This window comes from Actinocorallia aurantiaca, assembly GCF_039533685.1.
GTDB lineage: Bacteria > Actinomycetota > Actinomycetes > Streptosporangiales > Streptosporangiaceae > Actinocorallia > Actinocorallia aurantiaca.
Genome location: NZ_BAAATZ010000037.1, coordinates 84,269 through 110,157 on the forward strand (window position 1 = coordinate 84,269; position 25,889 = coordinate 110,157).

The following is a 25,889-nucleotide window of genomic DNA, read 5'->3' on the forward strand; positions in this document are numbered from 1 at the left end:
CTGACAATGCATGTTTCGCAGGTGTTCGCTTTGAGTGATGACTCCGACACCGAACAACCATCCGTCAGTGGCTTGTGGGAGAGCTGTGCTCGCCGCAGACGGCCAGGCGGCGAGCGCAGCCGACTGCACAAGCAAGGAACTCCAATGCCTCGAACTTGAGGGGTGTCGACGGCGCGTGGACCCGGCCTGTGCGCCGGTCAGTGCCCCGGCGCACAGGCCGGGGATCAGGAGGAGCGGTGGGTCGGGACGAGAGACCACACGGACTTGCCGGTGATGGAGTCCCGGGTCTCGGGGATGATGCCGTGGGCCAGGGACAAGGTGTGGATGAGGTACATGCCGCGGCCGGTCTCGTTCAGGAGGTCGGCCGGGAGGGAGGGCTCGGCCGGGCAGGCCGGGTTGGAGTCCCAGCAGGAGACGAGGGCACCGTCCTGGTGCCAGGAGACTCGGATCCAGACGGGACGGCCGGGGGTGGCGGCGCAGGCGTTGGCGAAGAGTTCGCCCGTGACGGTGACGGCGGTGTCGGTGTCGCAGGGCGCGGGCCAGGTGGCCATGACGGAACGGACGAGGTGGCGGGCCAGGCGGGCACCCTCCCCCACGGCGTACAGGCGCAGGGCCACGTCCTTCTGCGCGGGCGGATCAGGAAGGTGCCGCGCGGGAAGAACGTGCCCGGCCGTGCGGGAGACGGACGAGTCGGGCTCCGCCGGCAGCGTGAGGTGTCGATCGGGTGTCATGGAAGGCCTTTGATCTGGGGTTCTCTGACTCACCCCCGATTCTGTGCTCGCACGGTTACGCTTGGCCACGAGCGAGCCAGCACAGCCGCCGCCAGGCCGACACAACACCGTGTGCAGGCTGGGAAGGATTCCGATGACTCTCCCCGAACCGCGCGAATCAGCCCGCGGCATGTACGCGTTCCACCTCAAGCGACTCCGCGAGGAGCACGGTCTCTCCCAGCCCGCACTCGGCAAGAAGGTGCACGTATCGGCGAGCCTGATCAGCGGCATCGAGAACTGCACCCGTACCCCGAGCCCCAAACTCTCGGCCGCGTTCGACGCGTACTTCGGCATCCCAGAGTTCTTCACCGCACTCCAGCCCCGCGTCGTGGAGGAGATCGGCCTTCCAGCGGGCTTCTTGGAGTACACGGATGTGGAAGCCGAAGCCAACATGATCAAGCTGTACGAGAACTTCGTCATCCATGGGCTACTCCAGACCGAGGAGTACGCCCGTTCCGTCCTCAGCGCGGGCAACCGGCCGGACAAGATCGACCGTCTAGTGGCCACCAGGGTGGAGCGGCAAGCGATCCTGTACCGCGAAGAGCCTCCCATGCTCATCGCGCTACTCGACGAGTTCGCGCTACATCGTCCGTTCGGCGGCCGCGAGGTGATGCGCAGGCAGTATGAGCATCTGCTCAAGCTGGCCGCCGAACCAAGGGTCGCCTTGCACATGGTTCCTGGAGACGCCGAGCTCTGCCCCGAAGGTGCCTTCGCAATCCTGACCTCTTCCGAAAGTCCCCCGATGGGCTACGTCGAAAGCGCGGGTCGCAAGGGATTGCTCATTGAGGCGGGTCAACATCTGGCCGAGCTGGAGGTACTGTTCGAGCTGATCCGTAACAAGGCCCTGTCAGACACGGATACCGAACGGATGATCCGTGACCTCATGGAGAAATCATGACAGAACCCGACTTCGCCTCCGTCACCTGGCGTAAGAGCAGCCACAGCGGCGGTGCCTCCGGCCAGTGCGTGGAAGTCGCTTCCCTTCCCGGGCTGATCGGCATCAGAGACAGCAAGAATCCCGACGGCCCCAAGCTCGCCGTCCACCTTGGCAGGTTCCGCGATCTCGTCCGACACCTCCGTTCGACCGAATAACCCGCCTTCCCGTCCGCGGCTAGAGCCTCACAGGCTTCTTGTGGGGCTCTGACTGCGTCTCGCCCAAAGGGCGCCACCGAGCCGACAAGCATGCACTAATCTACGTTGGATGGCGTAGACGATGATCGCCTTCACTCCTCCGCCCCCTGCTTCCCTGACCACGCTTACGCAACACCCGGTCGACGATCGGGACGATGTAGGCGAGCGACTTACCGGTGCCGGTGGTGAGCACGCAGCTCTCATCCGTCCCGGCGGCCTCGATGGCAACACTCTGGTGCTCATGGAAGGTCATTCCCTTCCTGCCAGCCTCGCACGTACGGCGGCATCACTCTCCTCTGAGTTTCGAACACCGCATGATCAGCTGAAACTCGCTGGGAAAACCTCATTGGCCAGATCGACAAGCTAAAACTCCGCCGGTATCCGGACCTCACGTCCGTCTCTGAACCTCTTTGCTGCGAGATAAGCGAGCGCCGGCATTTCGGCTGTTGGTAGCCCTGCTCGGAGCATTCAACAAGCGTCGCCGAGTGCACCCATGCCTGGCACCGGCCAGTCTGAAATCAGCCGGTGGATTCAGACTGAACAGCAAGACGTCGAGCCGTAGACTTCGGCAGTGAACGCCAACGACGTCTAGCCGTTGCGCGCCCCCGCGGGTAGGAGATCGCATGCAGGACCCTTCGGACTCGATGGAAATCCCCGAGCCTGAGAACGGCCAGAACAATACCGCCGACCCAACGACGGCATCGACGGTCCTGGCAGAGGTTCTTCCAGGGGTTGCTGTCGTCTTCGGTGAGGTCCCGGCGGAACTCAGGCTCGATCTGATCGACTTCGGGCTCGTGCCGACCGCCGACCGCAAGCAGATCTCTGCAATCCTCGCCTCGATCGGAAACACGGCGACCGTGGCCGGCAACCTTGGAACCGCATTCGCCAGCGTGCAGGGGCTCTACAGGATCAGCGACGCGACACAGTCCCTACTGAAGGCCGGCGGAACGCTCGCCGTCAAAGATGGCGCGAATCTCGGAGCGGTGTTCGCCAACGGCAAGATAATCGCTCAGGCCCGCCTTATACCCGTGACTACGGTGAGCGCGGCGAAGAACGCGGCCACGATTGGGCCGGCGCTGGCGATGATCGCCCTTCAGATGCAGCTGAGTGAAGTCGCGGGCCTTGCCAGAACCAACATCGCGCTGACCAGCCAGGTACTCACGACCATCCGCCACGGGCAGTGGGCCGAGCTGATGGCGCTCACCGCCACCATCGATCAGGTGGTCGACCAGGCGCGAGAGATCGAATCGGTTCCGACGTCACTGTGGGACAAGGTCGCGGGTAGCGAAGCGTCGCTGCGTAAGCAGCTCGAGCTGTACCGGCTGAACGTCGGCAATCACGTCCGGCAGATCCCTCGGGGCGACGCACACGGCCGCCGTGAGTATCTCGAGACGAACGCCGAGGCGATCGTCTTCGACGCCCACGCCCTCCTGTCCTCCCTCAAGGCATGGATCGGATACCAGGCGCTCCACGCCGCGCGGGCGAGAGCCGCTGGACCCGAAGACGCCGACGAGGCACGGCTCGTCGACGTCATTGCGCGCGACACTCGCGCGGAGCTCGACTCCGCTCTCGCCGAGACGAAGAGCCTCGTCGACTCGCTGACGTGGGAGCTGCGCATCATCGCCGAACTCCCCGGACGCGACACACTGGCGCTGCCGGGGAAGCGGAAGGACTCGAACGCGGCCCGCCAGACCTCCGCCCGTCTTCTAGAGGCGATCGAGCCTCTTGCCGATGCCCTCCATCCGCCGATCCCTCCGCTCGAGGCCCCGGGCGTCGTCTGCGCATCCGAATCGCTGGCTCTCGAGCCCTACCTTCGCATCCTGCGGTGGTTCCTCGAAGACGGTGAGACCCTGCGTGTCCTCGGCTTCCCCGAGCAGCTCGATGCCCTCGGCCCGATTTCTTCGATCCTCGGCGGAGCGAAGGAGAAACTGGCGGCAGCGAGGGACAAGGCGGCGGCGAAGACACTGGTCGCCGTCACGGATCGCCGCATCATCACGGCCAAGACGAACGCATTCCTCGAGCAGGGCGAGATCCGTCAGGCCATCCCGACCGACCAGGTGCGATACGTCCGAGCAGTGACCACACAGGATAAGAGCGCGCGCCTGGCGATCGACCTCATCACGCGCGACGAGAACATCCGGTGGGTCTTCCGCGCTGACATCGACGACACCCAGGTGGACGCGCTCGCCGCCGTGCTCTCCGAGTCGATGACGATCCCGGACGTTGAACGCGAGGATCTCCAACGACGGCGCCACACCCCCATCGAGGCGGGCGAGAAGAGCGAGATCACTGACACGAGGTCTACGGAACCGACTGGATCCGAGGCCGGGCAACTGTAAGCCCACCACACTGGCCTGCTCGGGAAACCCGCCTCCGACTCCACCATGTGCCATCTTCTGGCCGCCCTCGACGAGCGCGCCTTGAAGCGGATCGCGAAGGCCTAGGCAAGGGTCCGCCGTCACGTGGTGCTGACGCCCTGGGTTGTTCATGGAGCGCGGGTCGGTGGTGATGTCGCACCAGGCATGGTCAAGGCCGGCCCGAGCATGCCGTAACAGCTCGGGCCAGCCTCTGCTCGCGTCGGAGTTGTGAAGCAGATGTGTGAACGTGTAAGCACTCAGCCCGAGAAGCAGCTACCAAGCGACGTCCTCAGCCAAGATCCTGACGGCAACAACGTGGTCGTCGTCCGCCTCAGCTTCAACCCGATGCCTACAGCACTAAACGTAATTCTTTAGCATTTCGCCTGCATAATCGAGACAGCAAGACAATTTTTGCCTTCCACCGTCACCTATCGGCTCGGCTCCGCGGGGTGCAAGATGATGCCTTTGTGGCTACAAATGTGAGGACCGGGCGCGGTCCTCACATTTGTCTTTGGGCGTGTGCGGAACGGGCGCGATCCACACGGCGAGATTGGAGGTGGGGTGTCGGACAGTGGGCAGGGTGAAGACAGGTGGCCACGTCAGCGAGGGTATCGGCGACGCGGGGAGGATGCGCGGCGGCGGTGTCTGTGCCTGCGGCTCAGCGAGAACGAGCACGAGGCGATCAGGGCAGCGGCAGAGCGGAATGGAATGACCCGTACGTTCTTTGCCGCCGAGGCGGTTCTCTTGGCGGCGCGTGAGGAAATTCCGCTGGCGAGGTCTGCTGATCGGGCGTTGCTGCGTGAAGTAATGGAGAGCAATCGGCAGGTCCGGCGGGTGGGCTCAAACCTCAACCAGATCACCATGCGGTTTCACACGTCTGAGGAGTGTCCCCCGGAGCTGGGACGGTGCCTGGAGCGGGTGGCGGCGGGCCTGGCGCAACTGGAGGCATTGGCGGTGCGGTTGGACGAGGTGATCGACCACCGATGATCGGGAAGATCACCCGCGGGGCGAACGTCGGGAACCTGATCGTCTACCTGTACGGACCTGGCCGCAGCAGCGTGCACGAAGACCCGCATGTGGTGGCAGGCTTCAGGGCGCCTATGGAGTTGGAGCCGAGCATCAGCGAGGGGAAACGGGATCTTCGATCGCTGATCAGCTTGTTGCGTCAGCCGGTCACGGCCCTCCAGGAGTCGGGCTATGAGCAGCCCGTCTGGCAGTGCTCGTTGCGGGCCGCACCGGAAGACTCCTATCTGAGCGACGAGCAGTGGGCCGAGATCGCCGAGGAGACCCTCCACAGGGTCGGTCTCATCCGGGCCGGGGATGAAGCCGGATGCCGGTGGATTGCGATCCGGCACGCGGATGACCACATCCACCTCGTCGTCACGCTCGCCCGGGAAGATGGGAGCATACCGCGGCTGTGGAACGACAAGCTCAAGATCAGGAGCGCCTGTCTCGCTGCTGAAGAGCGGTACGGACTGAGACGCACGGCACCGGCCGATCGCACCGCCACGCCGCGACCCACCCGAGCCGAACTGGAGAAGGCAGTACGCCAGGGGCGCAGGGAGACTCCCCGGCAGACGTTGCGGAAGGTGGTAGCGACTTCTGCGGCCGGGGCCGGCGGCATGGAGGAGTTCTTCGGCAAGCTCGGCGAGGCGGGGCTGCTGGTCGCCAAGCGGTACAGCAAGCTGGATGCGTCCGAGGTGACCGGATACAAGGTCGGGTTGCCCGGTGACCTTACCGGGGACGGGCAGCAGGTCTGGTTCGCTGGCGGCAAGCTCGCACCGGAACTCAGTCTCCCAAAGCTGCTCCGGCGGTGGGCCGATCCGGCACTCTCCGCCGATCTCTCCTCCCGTCCGCGCGCCAGACGGAACGCGGCCGGGAGGGAGACGCTTTACCGGGCTTCCGCGAAGGCCGTCACCCGGACGGCCCAGCAGTTCCGGTGGAGCAGCAGCCCGCAGGTGCGCGCCGACATCGCGGTGGCCACCACCGGCGTGCTGTACACGGCCGCGCAGACGACGGGGAATGCACGTCTGGGCGACGTCGCGGATATCTACGCCAGAGCAGGGCGGGAACCTTACGGACGGGTGGCGCCGCTGGGTAGCTACTCACGAGGGCTGAGAGCGGCAAGCCGACTGCTCGCTCACGCCATGGGACCCGAGAGCCGAAAGACCTACGAGATGACGGTCGCGCTGATCGAGCTGATTTCGTGCCTGGCCGACCTCGCCGATGCGGTGGCCGAACACCGCGCACGCCAGGGAAGGAGCGCCCAGGCCGAAGCCGCACGCCTGGCCTCGGAGGAGCTGAAGGACATGACCAGACCTCGTACGCGTACGGGGGCACGATCGGGACCGCTCTTGCCCGAAGCACTCGCTGCCGCGTCCTTCCCCATGCCACCGACGGGCGGGGTCGTCTGGAGCAACCCTCCCCCGACGCGGCCAGGGCCGTCCACAGGTCGTGGTCGAGGACGCGGACGATGACGTCACCACCTCGGCAACATTGCTACGAGTAATCGTTCGTCGCTTTGGGTAAAGTGCGTGGCAGTGCTCGATCAATGAGCATGGCGTGCAGTGCATCGCGGAGACATCGAAGAGAAAGGAGCGCCTATGGCTGAGTCGAGGAAACAAAAACCCGACGAGCGAGCACCGAGAGGGCTCGCGCAGTAGCCGAACCGCGTTGTGCTGCGCCGACCCCGACTACTTCGTGGAGGTGCGCAGCAGATGACGAACAACGGGCAGCAAGCAGCAGACGACCGCACCGAGCAGATCGCCCGCGACCTGTATGAGGGCGTGCGGCAACTCAATCACGCGACAGCCGGGCCACCGGGGCTGACCTATCCCGGGACCGTCTACACCATCCTGGGCAACCTCGCCGTCGCCGTGTACGGGCTGGAGCAGAGCCTCGGGCAGCTCCACCGCTTCCTCGGCGAGGAACTCGACGCCGGCAGGCTCGGGCACGACCTGGGGCACAGCCCAGACTCAGATGTCCACCGGGCGCAGGAAGCAATATTCGCCGCCGGGGCGATGACGAGGAAGCTCGTAAGCACGCTCGGGCGTGCGCAGAACGCGATCCACGCCATCAACGCACAGCCCGAACTCAACCCCGTGAGGTTGGCGCGTCATGCCTTCTCGCTGACTGTCGAGGAGGCGGTGCGGATGTCCTCCCCCGGCGACGCTGACAAAGGACGAAAACCGCAGGCTCGGGACGTCCAGACCAAGAAGGAGGTCTGAGGCATGGGGCACGCGACCCTGGACGACCTGGGCTCGCTGCCGCCGTTCATCGACCTGATGACGGCGGCGGGCATCCTGGGAATCGGGCGGACCAAAGCCTACGAGCTGGCGCGGAAAGGCAAGTTCCCCTGCCACGTGATCGTGGTCGGGGCGAGCTACAAGGTCAGCCTCAAGGAGCTGATCAAGCTCATGAGCCCGCCGGGAGACGCGCAGAAAGGTTCATGAGCACGGGCTGAAGCCGTTCGGCCGTGTTCGCTCCTTACGGTTGAGTGACCGCCAGACACCGAGAGGCCGGTTCCCAATGATTCGGGAACCGGCCTCTGTACTCTGGCTACGTCGCTGAAAACGAGAGCCGGTATCAGTGACTTTGAGAGCCATTATTCGATCTTGGCTGGAGTGGAGTATCGGTGGGCGTGGGAGCCAAGTGTTGCCGGTTCTCCTCGAAAGCTGGCCGATCACCGATGCCAGGACCGGCTGCCAGAGCCGTACCGCTGCCACCGACCTGGCGAGGACAGTGCGTGTGGCGGTCGTCGCCGACAGATGGGCGTTTCGGTGTCGGCTCAGTCTCCGACGAACCAGAGGTACCGATGTGGCGCCTGCTGAACGACCAGGCAAAGGTCACGGGGGCTTGTAGCGCTGGGAGGCGGGCAGGCGGCCCATGTCCAGGCTGTGAAGGATCCGCCACACCCCGGAGCGGCTGATGGTGACGTCGTGGTACCGCTTGAGGTACATCGCGATCTTCTCGGGCCCGAAGTGGTAGTTGCGTCTCAGGCAGATGATCTTCTCGATCACCTCGGCGCGGGTGGCGTTCGGACTGTGCTTGGGGGCCTTGGAGCGGGTGCGCAGGCCCTCAACGCCCTCGGCCTGGTAGCGCCGGTACCAGGTGCAGTACGCCTGCCGGCTGATCCCGAAGTACCGGCACGACATCGCGACGTTGCCGGTGACCTCCTCGACATGCCGGATGACGGCCAGGCGCCGCCGGGCCTCACGATCGAGCGGGGGATGGGGCTGAGACATGTGGACCTCCGCAGTGCGTCGGAGACCCAGGTGTCAACGATGACCGTCAGTTTTATACTGCCGGACCGATGGCCTCGACTCGGCTACAGGTGGGGGCCGATCTGGGCGGAGGCGAGTTCCGATCGGATCAGTTCGAGGAGTCGGCCGAGCCAGTTCCTGCCCGTCGTCCCGTCGCCTTGCCAGTAGGGGGAGCTGGCGTAGCTGTAGACGATCCGGCCGTCTCCGGTGGACAGGAGGATGTCCGCGAGGTCGGGATGCTGGGCGAACTTGGCGCGCATCAGATCGGCCATGATGGCCAGGCGTGCGTCGGACCAGCCTGGCCGGCGTTCCAGCCTGGCCGCGAACTGCTGGGCCTGCGAGGTGGTCTGTGCCGTCCGGATCGCCTCTCGCTGCGTCTCGTCGGCGACCGATAGTGCCCAGTAGGCGTGTTCGACCGTCGGGTAGACCTGGCCGGCGACGGTGAAGGGCGCGGGGTAGGTGTTGCGGAGCCCGTGCGCGCGGGGGTACATCGGGCGTCCCTCGTTGAGGTACACGGTCGGCGACGAGGCTTCGACGGGGCCATCGGCCTCCCGCACCGCGGCCCGGGTGGGATCAGGCGTGTCCCAATCCTTGAAGTACCGGAACGCCCATTCCCTCGTCTGTTCGGTGACCGTCTCCCCGCCGTCCTCAGCACCAGACTCGTCCTCGTAGTGGAAGTACTCCTCCCACTCCCCGCCGACCTCCGCGATGAGCAGACGAAAGGGGATATCCCGGGAGTCCATATCGCCCAGGTAGACCCGCTGATGCGCGGGCACCATCCCGTAAGCGGCACGAAGTGCGTGGCGGTCCTGCTCGGCCCGCGAGTGGGCGTAGCGCACCGCGACGTCACGGCACCGTTCCAGCGAGTCGGGCCGCCCGTTCAACCGATCGATCTCATCCGCGACCTCGCCGATCAGTTCGTCCGCGGTCACCCACATCTCCGGCTCGCCGAACCGCCACGTCGCCAGCGCATGCACATGAGCGGAGCCGCCTTCAGGCAGCGACGTGGCCACCCAGCCGCAGTCGATCTTGGCGCGCAGCCCCTCGATGTCTCCCCATTCCCAGTAGTAGAGCGCCCCGTCAGCGAAGACCTTGAGGTCGGTCAGGAAGTAGGTGTCTCCGTTCCTGATGAAGATCGGCCGGTAGACGCCATCGATCCGTTCTCCGTCAACGATCCGATACGTCCGGTTGCTGCTCATCGGGTCATCGTAGGACCCGAGACGTTCGGCCGCGGACGGTGATCATGTGTTCTCGTCGGCGTAGGTCCAGGTCGAGCCTTCACCGACGGTGAGGACGCAGCCGCCGGGCGTCCACAGCACCCAGTCGCCGAGCCCGTCGGGATCTTCGGGGAACACGGGAAACAGGCGCAGCCGCAGGGCGCCGAACCGCAGCGTCGTCTCCAGGCTCGGGGTGTCGATCGTGATGTGGTCGAGGCTTTGGCCGTGGAGGGCTTGGAGAGCGCGTTGCAGGAAGACGCGCGGGTATTCGGATGCGGCGACGACGTGCGTGGCGGTCTCCAGCCGCCACGCGGCCATCGCCACCCACAGATGCCATTCGCCGTGCTCGACGGTCTCGCCATCGCGTTCCAGGCCGGTGACCGGCGCGCCGAATTCCATCGTGAAGAAGCTGCCGTGGCCGAGCTCGACCTTCCACGCGGGTCGGCCGTACAGAGGCCTGACGATCTCTTCGATGGCCCGCACGTCGGCCTCCGCGACGCGGGGAGCACCGTCACGCCACCGCAGGTAGAGGAACTTCAACGTCTCCTGCGACCGATGCACCTCCCGCGAACCGACGCACTTGTCCGCCTGCTCCATCAGGACATCGACCCGCTCAATCTCACCGGGCTCGCGCCGCCGTGATTCCAGGACTTCGAGCCAGGCCGCCCCCGCCGTATGGCACGACTCCCAGCACGGCTCCGGATCGTCGGTCATCCGCTGGGCGAAGTGTCGCACCGCCGCAGCGGCGAATCCCAAATAGTCGGCATCATCCACCGACACATGATCGGCCCGGCACCGATCGTGGTCCAACGAATTACCGGCGACGCGGCATGCGACCGGTTGATGCCGATGCCGCTCGATCTTGTTGCCGGGGCGATCAACTGACAGGCTGCGGATCTGTGAATCGTGATCAGTTCTGGGTGTTCATCGACGAGGCCCGAGCCGCGGCCGTGAATGCGAATGATCCCGACAGCGTTTCCGCGAGCGCCATCAAGATCATGAACTCGTGGGATCCCACTGAGATAGCGGCGGTGCAGCAGCCCTTGTGGGGTGTGCTGGCCGAGTCATATCGGGGCGATCTGTGGGGTGCCGCCTACCTGATCAACGGCGGGGCGTCAGACGATGGTTTCGAATACTTCCGCGGCTGGTTGATCAGCCAAGGCCGGGAGGTGTTCGGGCGCGCTTTGGCCGCGCCTGATTCGCTGGCGGAGGAGCCCGCTGTTCGTGCGGCCGTTTCGGCAGGCCTGGATCTCGACGGCGAAGCAATGTTGGGCATCGTATGGGAGGCATACCGCCAGAAGGTGGGCGAGGAGCTTCCTCCAGGGAACGCGACGGTCCCTTACCCCTCGATCGACTTCGGTTGGGACTTCGACGACAGCTCCGCGATGGAGCAGTACCTCCCACGGCTGTCACGTCTGTTCCGGTGAACCGGCCGCCGGCCCGTCAGGCCCAGGGGTCGTCGATCATGTGGGGAGGGTCGTTGAGGTCGAGGAGCTGGCCGATGCATCGCGTGTAGCCGAGGCCTGGGGCGGCGATGGCCTGTAGCCATGGACTCTGTTCCAGGGCATCGATGACGGAGTCGTCTGCATCCAGAAGGAGTGCGGTGATCTGGTGTGGCACGGGCCCGTCGGTCAGGCACAGCCACGCGATGGCGGCGCTCACCCGGGTCTCGTCGGGCTGCTCCAGGTTCGAAAGAAGCGAGTGAGCCCATGCAGTCGCGTGATCGCGATCTCTGTCGAAGGCTAGTTGCGCAATGGCGAGGACGAGGCTTGCCCGGACTTCGGGTCGTTGCTCCGCGCGTAGTCGGCCGTGGAGGTGGGGGTAGACGCTCCCGTCGGCGACGGTGGCTGCGGCGAGAGCGTAGGCGGAGTGGCTGCGGACCTCGGGGTCGGGGTCGTCCAGCAGGGCGATGAGGATGTCCATGTCCTGGGCGAGCGCGTCACGAGCTGCCTGGATCGACCAACCGGCCGGGTAGGCGTAGGTGTCGTAGGTCAACCCGTCGGGGGCCGTGCGGAGAAAGCCGGCCCGTGTCCCGTCGCCGTAGTGGCAGCGCCGGGCGATGTCCGCGATCAGCCAGAGCACGTCGGCGCGGTGATGCGCTATCCGGTTCTCGGCGACGCGCAGCAGGAAGGGGACGGCCATCGCCCCGGGCGCGGAGGTGCTGCCCTGATGGCACAGCGTGCCCGACAGCAGGCGGAGGGCGTTCTTCGCGATCATGGGATCGGATGATCCGAGGTTCGTGATGAAGCCGGGTACGTCGTCGGCTCTGCCGTGAGCGTGGTGGAAACGTCCCCAAGGAAGGTCGTCGAGACGTCGTCCGGGGCGGTCCTCGGCGGGGAGTCGCTGGAGGACGGCCCGGACGTCGAGGTCGCTTCCCGCGTAGTCTTCGGGGTCGGCGTCGAGGGGGATGACAGGGTCTTCCCAAGCCACAATGCCGGTCATGCGGCCAAGGGTATCCAGTTCACTCGAAGCCGACACGAAGGAATGAGGTTCCCCCCTCTCGGTGGTCAAGCTGATGTTCCCCCAACGGGGGGAACCTCATCCCGAGCCGAAGTGCTGCTCGATGAGCTGCCGGGCGAGGACCGCGCGAAGTTTGTCGATCTCGGCGTTGGCGGCTTCGAGCTCGGCTTTCAGCGCGGTGGTCGCATCTTCGGGGACTTCGATGTTCCTGATCTTCTTGAGCGCTGTGAGGGCGGTTTCGTCGGCGGTAGGCAGCGTGTGGAGGTAGCGCTCCGTTGTCGTGATCTTCGCGTGGCCAAGGCGTTCCTTCACGACCTGGAGGTCCGCTCCGCCCGCGAGGAGCCAGGACGCGTGGGCATGGCGCAGGTCCTGGAAGCGGGGGTTGAAACCGAGGTCAGCGGCTTCGCAGGCAGGTCGCCAGGTGCCGTTGCGGAACCAGGTGGCGTTCATGTGGGGGTCAAGGTCGACGACGGGGGGTTTGCGGGGGCTGTCCTTGCCTGCGGCACGGCGCTTGGCCCGGTAGGCGGCAACGGCGGCTCGGCAGTGCTGGCAGCGGCACTTACCCAGGCCGTAAGCGGTAGTCGTGCCGTGCCGGTAGACCCGGCCGTTCTCATTGGGTTCGGTGTAGCCGAGGGACTCGGGATCCTGGACGGGTTCGTAGGCCAGCCTGTAGTCGAGACGGCGGGAAAAGAAGAGGTCGTCCCACTTGAGGTTCTCGGCTTTGACGTGGTCCTGCAGCTTGGCGACGATCTGACCGCTGAGCTTGAGCTTCCGCCACTTGCGGCCCTTGGGGTACTCCTTGACCAGGTTGCGTTTGCCCTCGGGATGGATCTCTGAGGACAGGTAGAGGACCACCCGGCTGACGGTCAGGATGTTGGTCCCGAAGTCGAGATCCTTGACTCGGAGTTCGGCCAGCTCACCCCAACGCAGACCGCTCTCGATGGCCGTCTCAACGAGAAGGCGCGAGGTCTCATCAGGGAGCGCCGCATAGATCTGGTCGAACTCGTCAGCGGTGATGATCCGGCGCGGCTTCTCCGGAATCGGGTCGGTCGGCACTCCCCTGCTCGGATGCAGCAGGATGACCCCGTCGTTGACCGCGGTCGTGAAGATGGCGTTCAGGACCGCGCCCTTGCAGTAGGCGATCCGATGCCTGCCGACCTCCTTCGTCTTGAGGCCGGTGACCCAGGAGCGGACATCCTGGGAGCTGATGTCGCACATCCGCATGTTCTCGAAGTACGGAAGGATGTGCGTCCGCAGAGCCCCCAGGTAGTCCTGCTTGGTGCTGAGCTCGATCCGGTGGTTCGGCAACCACGTCTCCATGACGTACGTGCCGAACTTCTGTCTACCTCGTCGTGGATCCCATGTTCGCCCTTCGGCGATCTTCGCCTCGGCCGCCTGCCACGCCCGTTCGGATTCCTTCAGCGTCCCGAAGGTCCCGGCGGTCTGCCGGATCCCGGACGCGTCGTCGTACAGAGCCTGGTAGCTGATCTTGCCGTTCCTGCCGGTCCGCTGCCGGGTGAAGCCCACGGAGAACCTCCTCGCACCTTGATCATTTGTCACTCATTTGTCACTGGATCATGCTGATACGCAGTGAGACGATCTTGCACTGGTCAACACGAAAACCGGCTCTGACCAGCAGGTTAATCAATGCGTACCCAGGTCACGACTTGGCAAAGCGGACGCCCGAGCTCGCTTCCAAACTGGCTACGCGGGTTCGATTCCCATCATTCACTCCACACGGCAAAGGCCCGGGTCAGGAACACGATCCCGACCCGGGCCTTTCACTTGCACCGGCCCTTCTTCGCCTTCCGTGCCCATTGCGTGCCCGATCGCTTTTCATGCCCTTGCCGTTGTCGCCTGGACCGCTTTGAAAGCGCTTCCGAGAGTTTGGACGATCGCCTTATCCCACTCAACTCCGTCGCGTCCGCCATCAGCACGTGAGTACCAGTGAAACCGGCCAGGGCGGGGGTGAAACCGGCTTGAAGCCGTGGTGAAGCCGGTGGCGCGGAAGCTCTTCTCTGACGCCGGGAGGTGCTCGGCGTCAGGGAGGGGGCGCGTTATGGCGGATCTCAGTGCCGTCCGGGTCGACGGGCTGGTCAAAGATTTCGGGGACTTCCGGGCTGTGGACGGGATCGACCTTCAAGTGCGGCAAGGTGAAATCTTCGGGGTTCTGGGGCCCAATGGGGCAGGCAAGACCACGACGCTTCGGATGCTCGCCACGCTGCTTCCCATCGACGGCGGGCACGCGGAGATCTTCGGGGTCGACGTTCGGCGGGAACCTCACCGCATCCGGCAGTTGGTGGGCGTCACCGGGCAGTACGCCTCGGTGGACGAGGATCTGACCGGCCGGGAGAACCTCTGGTTGTTCGCCCGGCTGCAAGGGCTGACCAGCACCCGGGCGAAAGCCGTCGCCGGTGAGCTGCTCGAGCGTTTCGGGCTTCAGGAGGCGGCAGAGAGGCCTCTGTCCCAGTTCAGTGGTGGCATGCGGCGGCGGCTGGATCTGGCGTCGAGTCTGATCACCCGGCCGCCTCTGATCTTCCTGGACGAGCCCACGACCGGGCTCGATCCGAGGACTCGGGGGCAGATGTGGGACACCATTCGTCAGCTGGTCACCGACGGCTCCACGATCCTCCTCACCACCCAGTACCTGGACGAAGCCGACCAGCTGGCTGATCGGGTGGCCGTGATCGACCGGGGGCGGAAGGTCGCCGAGGACACCCCGGACGCACTCAAGACCCAGGTCGGCGACTCGACCCTGCAGCTCGGCCTTGCCGACGGCTCCGACACCGTGCTGGCCGCGAACGTCGTCCGTCGGATGCTGGGCGAGGAGCCGGTCCTCACTCCGGAATCGGGACGGCTCAACGTCTCCCTTCCCGATCCGGATCGGGCCGCGGACGTTCTGATCGGCCTGCGGGAAGCGGGCCTCGGCATCTCCTCGGTGAGCGTCGCCAAGCCGACGCTGGACGAGGTCTTCCTGGCGCTGACCGGCCATGGCGCCGACGACGAGCCCCAGATGGAGGCGGCCCGATGACCACCATGACCCCTACCGTTCTCGACCCCCGGCGCATCGACCCGGCAGCCGTGGTCAACCGCACGACGTCCCGCAGTTCGCTTCAGGAGACCTGGGTCCAGACCCTGGCGATGGCGTGGCGGGCCGTGAAGAAGATGCGGCGCAAGCCTGAGCAGTTCTTCGACGTCCTGATCCAGCCTCTGCTGTTCACGGCGATGTTCGCGTTCATCTTCGGCGGCGCGATCTCCGGCAGTGTGTCGGATTACCTTCCGGTACTGATTCCCGGCATCCTCGCCCAGACTGCCTTGACCGTCTGCATGGCCACAGGGGTGCAGCTGCGGGAGGACATGGACAAGGGGGTCTTCGACCGCTTCAAGTCCCTGCCGATCGCGAGGATCGCCCCCCTGGCCGGGCCGATGGTCGCCGACCTGATCCGTTACCTCATCGCTTCGGTGCTGACGCTCGTCACCGGGCTGCTCATCGGCTACCGTCCCGGCGGCGGCGTGCTCGGCTGCGTCGGCGGCATCGCGCTCACCGTGATCGCGGGCTGGTCGCTGGCGTGGATCTTCACGTGGCTGGGCACGATGGCGCGGTCGGCGCAGAGCGTCCAGGGGATCTCGATGATGATCATGTTCCCGCTCACCTTCCTGTCCAACGCCTTCGTCCCGGCCGAGACGCTGCCCGGCTGGTTGCAGGCGTTCGTGAAGGTCAACCCGGTGTCGCACGTCGTCTCCGCGGTGCGGGACCTGTTCAACGACGGGGCCGTGACGGCCGAGGTCGGCTGGGCGGTCGTCGGCTGTGTGGTCGTCGTCGCGGTGTTCGCCCCGCTGGCGGTCCGTTCGTACTCGCGCAAGATGTAAGCGGGGTCGGATCATCCTCTCCAGGATGGCGCGGGCCTCGGCCAACAGGTCGGGGCCGCGCCGTTCGCCGTACTCGGCCTTGATCCGCGGCAGGACGCCGGGGGCGATCCGTTCGGCGTGCGCGGACAGCACCGGCCAGTGCATCGTCGGGGTGAACCGGCTGTAGGCGAACCTGTCGGCGAGCGCGAGCAGCCGGACCGCCTCCTCGGCGGGCAGCGCCTCCTTCAGCAGGCCCCAGATGCCCAACGCGGCGAGCACCATTCCCGCCACCGGATAGTCCATGAAGGAATGGGTCGGACTGAACGCGATCGAGGTCCTGGCTCGCAGTGATTCGAAGAGGTCCGTGCCGTCGTCGCCCTCGCCGTGCTGCGCGAACGCGGAGAGCGCGACGGCCTCGCCCACGACGGACCACGGCGTCTGCTCGTCCGGTGTGCCCGGGAGACGCAGGTTCCGGAGCTTCTCGGCGGCCTCGCGGTGCTGCCGCAATCCCTCGGCGGTGTCGCCGTCGAAGAGGGCCAGCTCCGCTCTGCTGACGGCGATCGACAGGACTTCTCCGTAGGTTCCGTGGGAGGCGAGCGCCCCCAGTTCGTCGACCATCCGCGCGGCCTCGTCGCGGCGGCCCTCGACGAGCGCCCCTGTGGCGAGGACGGCGCGGATCTGGATGGCGTCGTCCACCGCCCCGAGGCGTTCGAGCACCGGGAGCGCCTCAGCGGCGTGTTCTGAGGCCGACGCGGAGTCGCCGGAGTTCGCGTACAGGCCGGCCAGCTGGGCGTGCAGCACCGCCCGGTGCCAGGGGCCGACGTCGTCGTCGGCGAGTTCGAGGGCCGCCCGGGCCGCTTCGATCGCGCCGGCCGGGTCTCCGGAGTTCTCCCGGCCGTGGCTCAGCCAGTGCAGCGCGATCCTGCGGATCAGAGGGTCGGGGTCCGCGGCCATCTTGTCGCAGCCGTTCTCGGGGTCCGACACCGTGGCGAGCAGCACGGTCACCAGCGCGCGGACGAACGGGTTCGCCGAGTCGGCGCCGAGCACGGACAGGAGCCGCGTCAGCGGACCGATCTGTTCGGAGGAGACGATGACGGTGTTGAGCAGCGCGATGCCCAGGGCCACCCGGGTCCGGTCGAGGAGCCGGGGTGGCGGCGTCCAGCCGGTCAGGACGGCTGCGACGGCCGGGGTGAGGACGATGCTGCGCGAATGGTCTCCGCAGATCGACCAATAGCCGCCCAGGGCCGAGAACAGCACCACCACGGCTTCCGGGTCGGGGTCGGCGAGGGCCTCGCGCAGGACGTCGGCGAGGTTCGTCTCCTCCGAACGCAGCCGGTCCATCGCGTCGGCCTGCTCCGGCGAGTACAGCCGGACGCCGTGCCGGTCGGCGTACCCGAGGGCCCACACGCGCACGGCGGCCCGCGCCTCGGCGGTCTCGCCGGCCGAGTCCAGCCGCATCCGGCCGAACTCGCGCACCGTCTCGAGCATGCGATACCGCACGCCGTCGGCCGTCTCCACGACGGTGAGCAGGGACTGCTCCACGAGTTCCTCGATATCGCCGAGGGCACCAAGGGCACCGCCGCCGAGCACCTCCTCGGCCGCGTCGAGGGCGAAGCCGTCCGGGAAGGCCGAGAGGCGGCGCAGGGCCCGGCGCTCCCGCTCGCCGAGGAGGTTCCAGGACCAGTCGATCACCGCCAGCAGCGTCTGGTGCCGGGAGGGGGCACTGCGGTCGCCGCCGCGCAGCAGCGCGAACCTGTCCTCCAACCGGCGGGCGATCTCAGCCGGTGACATCACCCTCACCTTCGCGGCAGCCAGTTCGATCGCGAGCGGCAGGCCGTCCAGGCGGGTCACGACGGCGAGCACATCCCCCTCGTCGAGGCGCACGCCGGGCCGGGCCGCGGTCGCGCGGTCGCGGAACAGCTCGACGGCGTCACCGGTTCCCAGCTGGGGCAGCTGGTAGACGCGTTCGGCGGCGATCGCCAGCGGAGAGCGGGTCGTGGTGAGGACGCGCAGCTCCCGCGTGGTCGCGGTCAGGTAGGCGACGAGGTCGGCGACCGCCTCCACCAGATGCTCGCAGTTGTCGAGCACCAGCAGCGTCGGGGCCAGGTCGAGCTGCTGGGCGATCCGGGCGCGGACGTCGGCGCGCTGCCGCGGGGTGAGCGTGCCGCGTCCGGTCACCGAGTCGCGGACGCCGAGCGCCGAACCGACCTCGCCGACCAGGTCCTCGGGCGCGGTCACGCCGACCAGTTCGACGAAGCGCACCACCGGCTGCGGGGCCTCGCGGGCGACGGCATGGGCGAGCCGGGTCTTGCCGAGCCCGCCCGGGCCGAGAATCGAGACCACCCGGAACGCGGCGAGCATCGCCCGCACCCGCCGGAGGTCGTCGTCGCGGCCGAGCAGCGGGGTCGCGTCGAACCGCACGCCGACGCGCACCGGGCTGTCGAGCGCCAGCAGCTCACGGTGGACCCGCCGCAGCTCGGGGCCGACGTCGGCGCCGAGCCGATCGCGCAGGTCAGACCGGTGGCGCTCGAAGCGGCCCAGCGCCGCACCCGTCCCGCGCACCGCCGCCTCACTGCGCAGGAGGTCGGCGAGCAGACCCTCGTCCTCGGGGTGGGCGCGCACGGCCTCCTCAAGCCCGGACAGGGCGGGGGCGTGGTCGCCGCTGCGGCTACGGGCCCGGGCGAGCACGACCCGCGCGGACGCCAGGTCGCGTGCCGCGCGCCGCCGCACATCGGCCAGCGGGCCGCCGCCCTCGGGGGGCAGCGCTCCGGTGCCCAGTTCGAGCGCCTCCTCTGCCGCCGCAGCCGCCGCGGCGGGGTCCTCGACGAGCAACGTCCGCGCCCGGCCCGCCAGGCCGTGCAGCCGGCCGGCGTCGATCCGGTCGGGCGGGGTTTCGAGCCGGTAGCCGTTCCCCTCTGTGGCCAGCATCTCCGCCCCCACGACCGCCCGGGTCCGGGACACCAGGACCTGGAGCGCCTTCGCCGGATTGGCTGGCTCCTCGTCCCCCCACACCTCCGCGACGAGCCGCTCCGCGTTCACGGCCCGGCCGGCGAGCGCGAGGGCGGCGAGTAGCGCCTGAGCCCTCCCGCCGACCACCGGCCGCCCGCGCCACCGCACATCGTCGAGCAGGCTCAGGTCGATCGGCATGTCCTGAGTCTAGGCTCCACCGGACCATCCGCCCTGTTCTCACCCTTATCCGGCAAGGCACGCGACTCGACCGGCAGATCACGGTCTGTCCCGAGTGCGGTGAAGAAGGCATCCCGCGGCCCCTGCGGAGCCCGGCGGGTGCGCGCCGAGCCGACGCTGGACGCGGTATCGCCGTCCGCCTTCGATCGGGGATCAGCCAAGGCCAGGGAGAACGCCTTGTCGGGCGCACTCTCACCGTTGCCGTGATGGCTGTACTTGATGACCCGCCTGCCCTTTCCAGTCCGGACGCCGGAAGTACACGATGTCACTTCTTCCCGGCTTCCACGGGACGCCGCTCACCTCCCGGGCGGACATCGCGTCCCTACCGTGGGGCGGCATGGAGATCGGTTTCGAAGAGCTGCACGAAGCGTGCGGCACGATGATCAGCGGCGACCACGAGCAGGCGCGCCGGGACCTCGGAAGGCTGCTGCCCGCCGTGAGGGAACGCGGGCCCCGCTGGATGGAGGGGCTGGTGCACTTCCTGCTCGCCGACGTCGAGGGACGGCTCGGGAACGTCGCGGGCGGGATCGGGCACTTCCGGGCGGCGGTCGCGGTCGGGTGGAACGACTGCGTCGCGGCCGTCGCGGAAGCGGGCCTGGCGGCGCTGGCCGCGGCGCCGGAACACCGGCAGGTCTACGGGCGGATCGCGGTGTCTCCGGCCGACCTGGAGGAGTTGCGGTGGATCCACGCCGAACGCGCGAACATCGACCACGACACCAGCATGATGATCACTGAGAACGTCGGCCGGAAGGACGGCTCACCGACCGAGGTCGCGCAGAACCCTCTGCCGACCCGCACCCCCGACGGGCTGGGCGTGCCCGCCGCGCGGGCGCTGCTGCTGATGCGCCAGCGCAGTCAGCTGCACGCCGTGCTGACCTCCGACACCCTGCGCGGCTCCCATCTCTCCTCGATGGCGGTGATCGGCAACATGGGTTCCTCGCCGTTCGGCGGTTCCGGTTTCGGCGGTTCGGGCTTCGGCTTCGGCTCCCCCGCGATGGAGGCCGCCTCATCGCAGGCCCTCGCGAACTCCCGCGCCGCGACCCGGCGGGAGGCCGTTCGCGCCCGTGCCTTCTGCCCGACGATCGGCCTGTCGACGGTCGCCGTCCCCGCTCCCGATCCCGTCTGGCCGTGAGCGGAACGCGTCCGCGGCGCGCCGCCAAGGGGCGCGTGGGAGGCCGAGCCCGGCGAGCCGTTGACGTCCCGCCGTGCGTCGGGCCCGCTACGCGGTTCGCCGCTCCACGCCGGTGGACGTGATCCTCTGCCTGATCCGGCCCGGCCCCGGGTGCGGGCGGGGGCGGATCAGGAGGAGGGCGGTGGTCAGGAGGGCGGTGGCGGCTATGGCGTCGAGCCAGTAGTGGTTGGCGGTGGCCACCACGACGAAGAGGGTCAGGGCGGGGTGGGTGAGCCAGAGCCAGCGCCAGGGGGTGCGGGCGACGGTGATGAGGCCGATGGCGACGACCAGGGCCCAGCCGACGTGGAGGGAGGGCATGGCGGCGAACTGGTTGGCCAGGCCCTCGGTGTCGACCTCGCCGTAGGGGGACGGGCCGACCAGGCGGCCGGTGTCGATGAGGCCGAAGTCGGCGATCATGCGGGGCGGGGCCAGGGGGAAGGCCAGGTGCAGGAGGAGGGCCGCGCCGGTGAGCAGCGTGAGGGTCCGGCGGACCCAGACGTAGTGGCCCGGATGGTGGAGGAACATCCAGACGAGGAACACGATGGTCGCCGGGAAGTGGACGCTCGTGTAGAAGACGTTCGCGGCCTTCTGCAGGGCGTCGCTGTGCAGGATCAGGGCCTGGACGGCGGCCTCGTCGGGCAGGCGGACGGTGCGCTCCCAGTCCCAGACCCTGACGGAGTTGGCGAAGGCCTCGGTGACGTTCCCGTTGGCCAGGAGGCGGCCGAGCCGGTAGACGCCGTAGAGGATGGTGATGAGGACGAGCTCACCGATGACTTTGGGGCGGGGGTAGGGGCGCGGGGAGTTCACGGCCCGTCCTTTCTGGGGCGCCTTCGAACGCGGCGGAGCACAGGGACGGTTCCGGGGCGGGTGGTCCTGTGTTCGGGGGGCCGCCGGTCAGGGGCGTAGGGCGTTGAGTGACAGGGTGGCGTAGCGACGCCACTGGGCGGGGTCCCGGACGTCCAGGGCGATCAGGACCCGGGAGTAGCCGCCGACCAGGACGCGGATGTCCTGGGCGGTGGCGTCGGGGCGCAGGGTCCCCTGCCGCTGGGCCGCGGCGATGAGCTTCTCGGTCAGTCCGGAGATGTCGTTCTCCTCCTCCCATCGCCGGGCCCGCGGCAGGACCTCGACCAGGAGGCGGTCCTTGGACAGCTGCTCGGAGACGTCGCAGAGCAGGTCCCGCAGCGCGGTGAAGGCGTCGGGCTGCCGGGCGGCGGCCGCCATGCGCTCGGCGAGCCAGGCGAGGCGGTGCCGGGCGACGGCCTCGGCGAGATCCGCCTTGGCGGGGTAGCTGCGGTAGACGGTGGCCTTGCCCACCCCCGCCCGGGCGGCGATCTCCGGAACGGTGGCTTCCAGGCCCCGTTCGGCGAAGACCTCGACCGCCGCGGTGAAGACCCGTTCCTGGTTGCGCCGCGCGTCGGCACGACGGTCGGGCCGGCCGGCGGCCGGAGGTTCCTCGGGCGGGAGCTCTGAGGACATGATCACAGTCTGCCGGTTCCGCTACGAGGGGGCGCCGAGCAGCACCGCGAGCACGTTCCCCTCAACGGCCGCCGCCTGACGTTCTTGTACACCGCTCACCGAAGCCTCCCGCTCTCTTCCGAAACAGAGAATGGACCCTTGAGTCCGTTTTCCGCCCGACGCTAGCAGTAAGCGGACCCGCAGGTCCGGTTAGGCCGGGTGACGAGCGACACCCCGAAGCGCACCGTCAGGCGACTCCGCGAGCCGCGCCGGGGACGGCCCCGAAACCATGGGCAAGAGGGTCGAAATTGGATACGTTGTTCTCCCCTGCGGAACGGAGTCCCCATGGTCTCGTTGGTGATGGCGGGAGTCGGCCTGAGCATGCTGGTGCTCGGGGGCCTGGCTCTACGGCGACGCGAAGCCGTCGGCGGCGCGGCGCTCCTGGTGGCGCTGATCTGCCTGGGGCTGGCCTATGACAACCTCGCCGTCGCGGTGGGACGGATCCTGGGCTTCGGCGGAACGCTGGAAGCGGTGAGCGCGCCCAGGTTCTGGATCCACGCGCTGCTCACTCCCCTGCTCATCATCGCGTGCGGGATGCTCGCGGCCCGGCTGGGCGTCGGATGGGCCGCCTCCCGTCCCGCCGCCGTCGCCGGCGGGGTGCTGGTGGTCGCCCTGATCGCGCTCGGCGTCGTCGAGGACGTCGCCAAGCTGGAACTGGCGCCCACGGAGTACGCGGACCTCGTGCGCTACACCAATGAAGGCTCCGAAGGTCCCCCGATCCCCTCCATCGTCACGATCCTCGTGCTGTTCGCGCTCGGCGTGGCGGTCTGGCGGACCGCCGGAAGCCCCTGGCTGTGCCTGGGTTCGCTCACCATGTTCGTGGCCGCGGCGGCCGGAAGCTCCCACGTGTGGGTGGCGAACCTGGGCGAACTGGCCCTCCAGGTCTCGATCGTCGCGACGCTGGCGGCGGCGGCACGCACCCGGCCTCCGGCCGTCCGGGACGTCAGCCCGCGTTCTTGAGCCCGTCGGCGATCGAGTCCGCGGTCGGGGTGGTGGGGCGGCCGATGAGACGGGACAGGGCTCCGTCGCCGACGGCGAGGAGGCCGCGGCGAACGGCGTCGTCGGTGGAGACCAGGATGGAGGCGAACATCTCGGGGATGCCCGCGCCGACGAGGAACTTCTCGTGCTCGGCGGGCGGGAGGTCCCGGTAGACGATCTCCTTCCCGGACTGGCGGGAGACCTCGGCGGCGTACTCGGCCAGGGTCCACGCCTCGTCGCCGCTCAGCTCGTAGGCCCGGTTCTCGTGGCCTTCGCCGCCCCTGCCGGCGACCTCCCCGAACCGCCCGCTCCCCAGGCGACGTACCGCTCCCTCCTCCGCATGCGGCCCCCGCGGGGCTGACCGGAGCCCGCCGCCCGGGGCGGGGGTCAGTCCTCTTCCAGTTCGGGAGAGCGGTGGTAGGACGTGATGCCGGCGGCGTCCCAGCGGAGGGTGTGGGCGCGCAGGCGGGGCACGTAGGCGGACCAGTCCTTGGGGGCGGGCGACCAGGCGACCTCGGCCAGGCCGGGGAGGCGGGGGTAGAGCATGTGGTCGAGGTCGTCGGGGGTCGTGAGGGTCTCGGTCCACAGGGGGGATTCGATCCCGGCGACGCGGGCGCCGGGGACGAGGGTCTCGGGGTCCCAGTCGTAGCTCTGGCGCACGCCCAGGGTTCCCGCCCAGCTGAGGCCGAGGGCGGTCGTGTCGTCGTACTTCATGTCCAGGTAGGCGCGGTCGGCGGGGGACATGATGAGCGGGAGACCGCGGGAGGCGGCGTCCGCCAGGGCCGGGGGGACGGGCTCACGGGTGGGACGCCAGTACTGCAGGTGGGTGCCCTCCGGCAGGGCGGTGACGGCCGCGGCCTCCTGCCACATGACGGCGGTCTTGCCGTGGCGGGTGGCCAGGGGGATCGTGCGGGTCATGAAGGCGTCGTAGTCCTCCGCGACGGTCTGGTGGGCCTCGTCGCCGCCCAGGTGCAGGTAGGGGCCGGGGGTCAGGGGGGCGAGTTCGGAGAGGACAGCGTCCAGGAAGTCGTAGGTGGTGGATTTGTGGACGGCCAGCTGGCTGAAGCCCACGTCGATGCCGCGGTAGAGCTCGGGTGTGACGCCGTCGGGGGCCAGGTGGGGGTAGCTGGCCATGGCGGCCTGGGTGTGGCCGGGGAGGTCGATCTCGGGGACGACCGTCAGGTGGCGGGCCGCCGCGTAGGCGACGATCTCGGCGAAGTCGGCCTGGGTGAAGTGGCCGCCGGGTCCCTCGCCGACCTGGGAGGTGCCGCCGTGTTCAGTGAGCCGGGGATGGGACTCGATCCGCAGGCGCCAGCCCTGGTCGTCCGTCAGGTGCAGGTGGAGGACGTTGAACTTGTAGGGGACGGCGCGGTCGATGAAGCGCTTGACCGCCTCCACGTCGAAGAAGTGGCGTGCGACGTCGAGCATCACTCCCCGCCAGCGGAAGCGGGGCGCGTCGGTGATGGAGACGTACGGGATCCGCCAGGGTCCGGGGACCGGAGTCGGGGACTCGATCTCCGGGGGCAGGAGCTGGCGCAGGGTCTGCACGCCTCGGAAGAGCCCTTCCTCGGTGTGGGCGCGGAGCCGGACGCCTTCGGCGCCGACGTCCAGCCGGTAGCCCTCCCGGCCCAGGTCCGCCGGTCCGTCCAGGGACAGGCGGAGCGCCCCGTCGGACGCGTCGGACGCGTCGGACGCGTCGGACGCGTCGGACGCGTCGGGCAGGGCGTATCCGGTGGCGCGCCGCAGGAGTTCCGTCAGGAACCGGGCGGCGTGGCACCGCGGGGCGTGCACGGCGGTCTCGGGGGCGAGCTCGAAGGCGCCTTCACGGACGACCAGGGCGCGCGGAGCCGGAATCAGCGAGAGGGTCACGACCCCATAATAGGCAAGTTTGTTAACAGTTAAAGGGTTTCAGGGACCGGTCCCCCGCTCCGCCTTCTGCACCATCTCGAGCACCGAAGGCGTCACCTTCGTCGGCGTCTGCGAGGGAGACGGGGGATTCCTGGACAGCGCCACCACCAGCCCCAGCGACAGCGCCGCGACCGTCACCATCAGCGCGACCGCGGCCCAGGGCCGCGTAGAACGCTCCGGAGCCGGTTCCGGAGCGGGAGGAGCCTCGTCCGGTTCCCGCCCGACCAGGAGCATCATCAGCTCCGGAGCCGTGGGCCGGTCCTCCGGCTTCTTGCCCAGCGCGGCGCGGATGAGCTCGCGGAGCGGCCCCTCCTCCAGCCCCTCGAGGTCCGGCTCCTCCTGCACGACCCGGCGCGCCACGTCCAGCGCCTGCCCCTGCCCGAAGGCCGGACGCCCCGTGCCCGCGTAGGCCATGAGCAGCCCCCAGGCGAAGACGTCGGCGGCGGGGGCGGCGCTCCCGCCCACCAGCACCTCGGGCGCCATCCACCCCGGGGTGCCCAGCACGGTCCCCGTCGTCGTCCAGGAGGTGGTGGCGTCCAGGGCCCGCGCGATGCCGAAGTCGATGACCCGCGGCCCCGAGAGGGTCAGGACCACGTTGGACGGCTTGAGGTCCCGGTGGACGAGCCCCGCCTCGTGGATGGCGGCCAGCGCCGTGGCCACGCCCAGCGCCACCCCGTGCAGGTCGGAGACGGGCAGCGGCCCGCTCTCGTGCACCCGCCGCGCCAGGGAGACCCCGCCGATGTACTCGCTGACCATGTACGGCAGTCCCGACGGGTGGAGCCCGTGGTCCTCGCCGTGCCCGACGATCTGCGCGGTGCAGAACGAGGCGACCCGCCCGGCCAGCTCCACCTCGTCGGCGAAGCGGGCGCGGAAGACCTTGTCCTCGGCCAGCCGGGGATGGATGGTCTTCACCGCCACCCGCCTCCCGCCGGGCTCCTCCGCCAGGTAGACGGTGCCCATCCCGCCCGAGCCGATACGGCCCAGCAGCGGAAGGCCGCCCACCGTCCGCGGATCCTCATGCGTCAGCGGATGTATTCCGCCCGGCAGCGTCTCCTGCACCTGCACCTGCACCCGTTCCGTCGGCG

General features: G+C 68.4%; 24 protein-coding genes and 1 pseudogene. 13 read left to right on the top strand and 12 right to left on the bottom strand.

Annotation, left to right across the window (positions count from 1 at the left end; all coding sequences use genetic code 11):
• Window positions 1-224 precede the first annotated feature (224 nt).
• Window positions 225-731, bottom strand: a complete 507-nt coding sequence (locus ABD327_RS35260; protein WP_344457587.1) for an ATP-binding protein — start codon at window positions 729-731, stop codon at window positions 225-227.
• Between the two features lie 133 nt (window positions 732-864).
• Here ABD327_RS35260 and ABD327_RS35265 point away from each other — a divergent pair, with 133 nt between their 5' ends.
• The 7 genes from ABD327_RS35265 (at window position 865) to ABD327_RS35295 (ending at window position 7,710) form a co-directional block, all read left to right on the top strand.
• On the top strand, window positions 865-1,668 hold the full coding sequence (locus tag ABD327_RS35265) for a helix-turn-helix domain-containing protein (RefSeq protein ID WP_344457589.1): 804 nt from the start codon (window positions 865-867) through the stop codon (window positions 1,666-1,668).
• Window positions 1,665-1,862: a DUF397 domain-containing protein gene (locus ABD327_RS35270; protein ID WP_344457591.1), complete on the top strand. Its 198-nt coding sequence runs from the start codon at window positions 1,665-1,667 to the stop codon at window positions 1,860-1,862. The genes ABD327_RS35265 and ABD327_RS35270 overlap by 4 nt, the downstream gene beginning before the upstream one ends.
• Before the next feature lie 662 nt (window positions 1,863-2,524).
• On the top strand, window positions 2,525-4,240 hold the full coding sequence (locus ABD327_RS35275) for a hypothetical protein (RefSeq protein ID WP_344457594.1): 1,716 nt from the start codon (window positions 2,525-2,527) through the stop codon (window positions 4,238-4,240).
• Between the two features lie 579 nt (window positions 4,241-4,819).
• A complete protein-coding gene (locus tag ABD327_RS35280; protein WP_425547286.1) occupies window positions 4,820-5,245 on the top strand; it encodes a plasmid mobilization protein in 426 nt (141 codons plus the stop codon).
• On the top strand, window positions 5,242-6,735 hold the full coding sequence (locus ABD327_RS35285) for a relaxase/mobilization nuclease domain-containing protein (RefSeq protein WP_344457598.1): 1,494 nt from the start codon (window positions 5,242-5,244) through the stop codon (window positions 6,733-6,735). Before ABD327_RS35280 ends, ABD327_RS35285 begins: the two co-directional genes overlap by 4 nt.
• 240 nt (window positions 6,736-6,975) lie before the next feature.
• Complete coding sequence (locus tag ABD327_RS35290) at window positions 6,976-7,485, top strand: hypothetical protein (RefSeq protein WP_344457601.1); 510 nt, start codon at window positions 6,976-6,978, stop codon at window positions 7,483-7,485.
• Window positions 7,486-7,488: 3 nt separating this feature from the next.
• Window positions 7,489-7,710 (top strand): helix-turn-helix domain-containing protein, encoded by a 222-nt coding sequence (locus ABD327_RS35295; RefSeq protein WP_344457603.1) that lies wholly within the window; start codon window positions 7,489-7,491, stop codon window positions 7,708-7,710.
• 393 nt (window positions 7,711-8,103) lie between these two features.
• On the opposite strand, the gene ABD327_RS35300 is transcribed toward ABD327_RS35295, so the two are convergent.
• The 3 genes from ABD327_RS35300 to ABD327_RS35310 form a co-directional block, all read right to left on the bottom strand.
• On the bottom strand, window positions 8,104-8,502 hold the full coding sequence (locus ABD327_RS35300; protein ID WP_344457605.1) for a helix-turn-helix domain-containing protein: 399 nt from the start codon (window positions 8,500-8,502) through the stop codon (window positions 8,104-8,106).
• Window positions 8,503-8,585: 83 nt separating this feature from the next.
• On the bottom strand, window positions 8,586-9,719 hold the full coding sequence (locus tag ABD327_RS35305) for an NADAR family protein (protein WP_344457607.1): 1,134 nt from the start codon (window positions 9,717-9,719) through the stop codon (window positions 8,586-8,588).
• A gap of 42 nt (window positions 9,720-9,761) precedes the next feature.
• Entirely contained in the window at window positions 9,762-10,511 is a 750-nt protein-coding gene (locus ABD327_RS35310; RefSeq protein ID WP_344457609.1) for a hypothetical protein, read from the bottom strand.
• Window positions 10,512-10,636: 125 nt separating this feature from the next.
• Between ABD327_RS35310 and ABD327_RS35315 the strand changes: the two genes are divergently transcribed.
• Window positions 10,637-11,164, top strand: coding sequence for a DUF4240 domain-containing protein (locus ABD327_RS35315; protein WP_344457612.1), 528 nt, complete (start codon window positions 10,637-10,639; stop codon window positions 11,162-11,164).
• Between the two features lie 16 nt (window positions 11,165-11,180).
• Here the strand turns inward: ABD327_RS35315 and ABD327_RS35320 are convergent, their stop codons facing one another.
• Window positions 11,181-12,179, bottom strand: coding sequence for a HEAT repeat domain-containing protein (locus ABD327_RS35320; protein WP_344457615.1), 999 nt, complete (start codon window positions 12,177-12,179; stop codon window positions 11,181-11,183).
• Window positions 12,180-12,275: 96 nt separating this feature from the next.
• A complete protein-coding gene (locus ABD327_RS35325) occupies window positions 12,276-13,724 on the bottom strand; it encodes a tyrosine-type recombinase/integrase (RefSeq protein WP_344457617.1) in 1,449 nt (482 codons plus the stop codon).
• Between the two features lie 532 nt (window positions 13,725-14,256).
• Here ABD327_RS35325 and ABD327_RS35330 point away from each other — a divergent pair.
• Window positions 14,257-15,228, top strand: a complete 972-nt coding sequence (locus ABD327_RS35330; protein ID WP_344457619.1) for an ATP-binding cassette domain-containing protein — start codon at window positions 14,257-14,259, stop codon at window positions 15,226-15,228.
• 134 nt (window positions 15,229-15,362) lie between these two features.
• Entirely contained in the window at window positions 15,363-16,067 is a 705-nt protein-coding gene (locus ABD327_RS35335; protein WP_344458113.1) for an ABC transporter permease, read from the top strand.
• A gap of 1,440 nt (window positions 16,068-17,507) precedes the next feature.
• Here ABD327_RS35335 and ABD327_RS35340 read toward each other — a convergent pair.
• Window positions 17,508-19,193: pseudogene (locus tag ABD327_RS35340) on the bottom strand (ATP-binding protein); the annotation flags it as partial.
• 301 nt (window positions 19,194-19,494) lie between these two features.
• Between ABD327_RS35340 and ABD327_RS35345 the strand changes: the two are divergent.
• Window positions 19,495-20,364: a hypothetical protein gene (locus ABD327_RS35345; protein ID WP_344457621.1), complete on the top strand. Its 870-nt coding sequence runs from the start codon at window positions 19,495-19,497 to the stop codon at window positions 20,362-20,364.
• Between the two features lie 87 nt (window positions 20,365-20,451).
• Here the strand turns inward: ABD327_RS35345 and ABD327_RS35350 are convergent, their stop codons facing one another.
• Together ABD327_RS35350 and ABD327_RS35355 are read right to left on the bottom strand one after the other, a co-directional pair.
• Entirely contained in the window at window positions 20,452-21,210 is a 759-nt protein-coding gene (locus tag ABD327_RS35350; protein ID WP_344457624.1) for a phosphatase PAP2 family protein, read from the bottom strand.
• A gap of 87 nt (window positions 21,211-21,297) precedes the next feature.
• Window positions 21,298-21,879 carry a TetR/AcrR family transcriptional regulator gene (locus ABD327_RS35355; protein ID WP_344457625.1) on the bottom strand — a complete coding sequence of 194 codons (582 nt, stop codon included), beginning with the start codon at window positions 21,877-21,879 and terminating at the stop codon, window positions 21,298-21,300.
• Window positions 21,880-22,203: 324 nt separating this feature from the next.
• Between ABD327_RS35355 and ABD327_RS35360 the strand changes: the two genes are divergently transcribed.
• Window positions 22,204-22,878: a hypothetical protein gene (locus ABD327_RS35360; protein WP_344457628.1), complete on the top strand. Its 675-nt coding sequence runs from the start codon at window positions 22,204-22,206 to the stop codon at window positions 22,876-22,878.
• Here the strand turns inward: ABD327_RS35360 and ABD327_RS35365 are convergent.
• Window positions 22,862-23,008, bottom strand: coding sequence for a hypothetical protein (locus ABD327_RS35365; protein WP_344457630.1), 147 nt, complete (start codon window positions 23,006-23,008; stop codon window positions 22,862-22,864). The genes ABD327_RS35360 and ABD327_RS35365 overlap by 17 nt on opposite strands.
• Window positions 23,009-23,041: 33 nt before the next feature.
• Between ABD327_RS35365 and ABD327_RS35370 the strand changes: the two genes are divergently transcribed.
• Window positions 23,042-23,257 (top strand): hypothetical protein, encoded by a 216-nt coding sequence (locus ABD327_RS35370; RefSeq protein WP_344457633.1) that lies wholly within the window; start codon window positions 23,042-23,044, stop codon window positions 23,255-23,257.
• A 26-nt stretch (window positions 23,258-23,283) separates the two neighbouring features.
• On the opposite strand, the gene ABD327_RS35375 is transcribed toward ABD327_RS35370, so the two are convergent.
• On the bottom strand, window positions 23,284-24,765 hold the full coding sequence (locus ABD327_RS35375) for a beta-N-acetylhexosaminidase (RefSeq protein ID WP_344457635.1): 1,482 nt from the start codon (window positions 24,763-24,765) through the stop codon (window positions 23,284-23,286).
• A gap of 39 nt (window positions 24,766-24,804) precedes the next feature.
• On the bottom strand, window positions 24,805-25,806 hold the full coding sequence (locus tag ABD327_RS35380) for a serine/threonine-protein kinase (RefSeq protein ID WP_344457638.1): 1,002 nt from the start codon (window positions 25,804-25,806) through the stop codon (window positions 24,805-24,807).
• Between the last annotated feature and the right edge of the window lie 83 nt (window positions 25,807-25,889).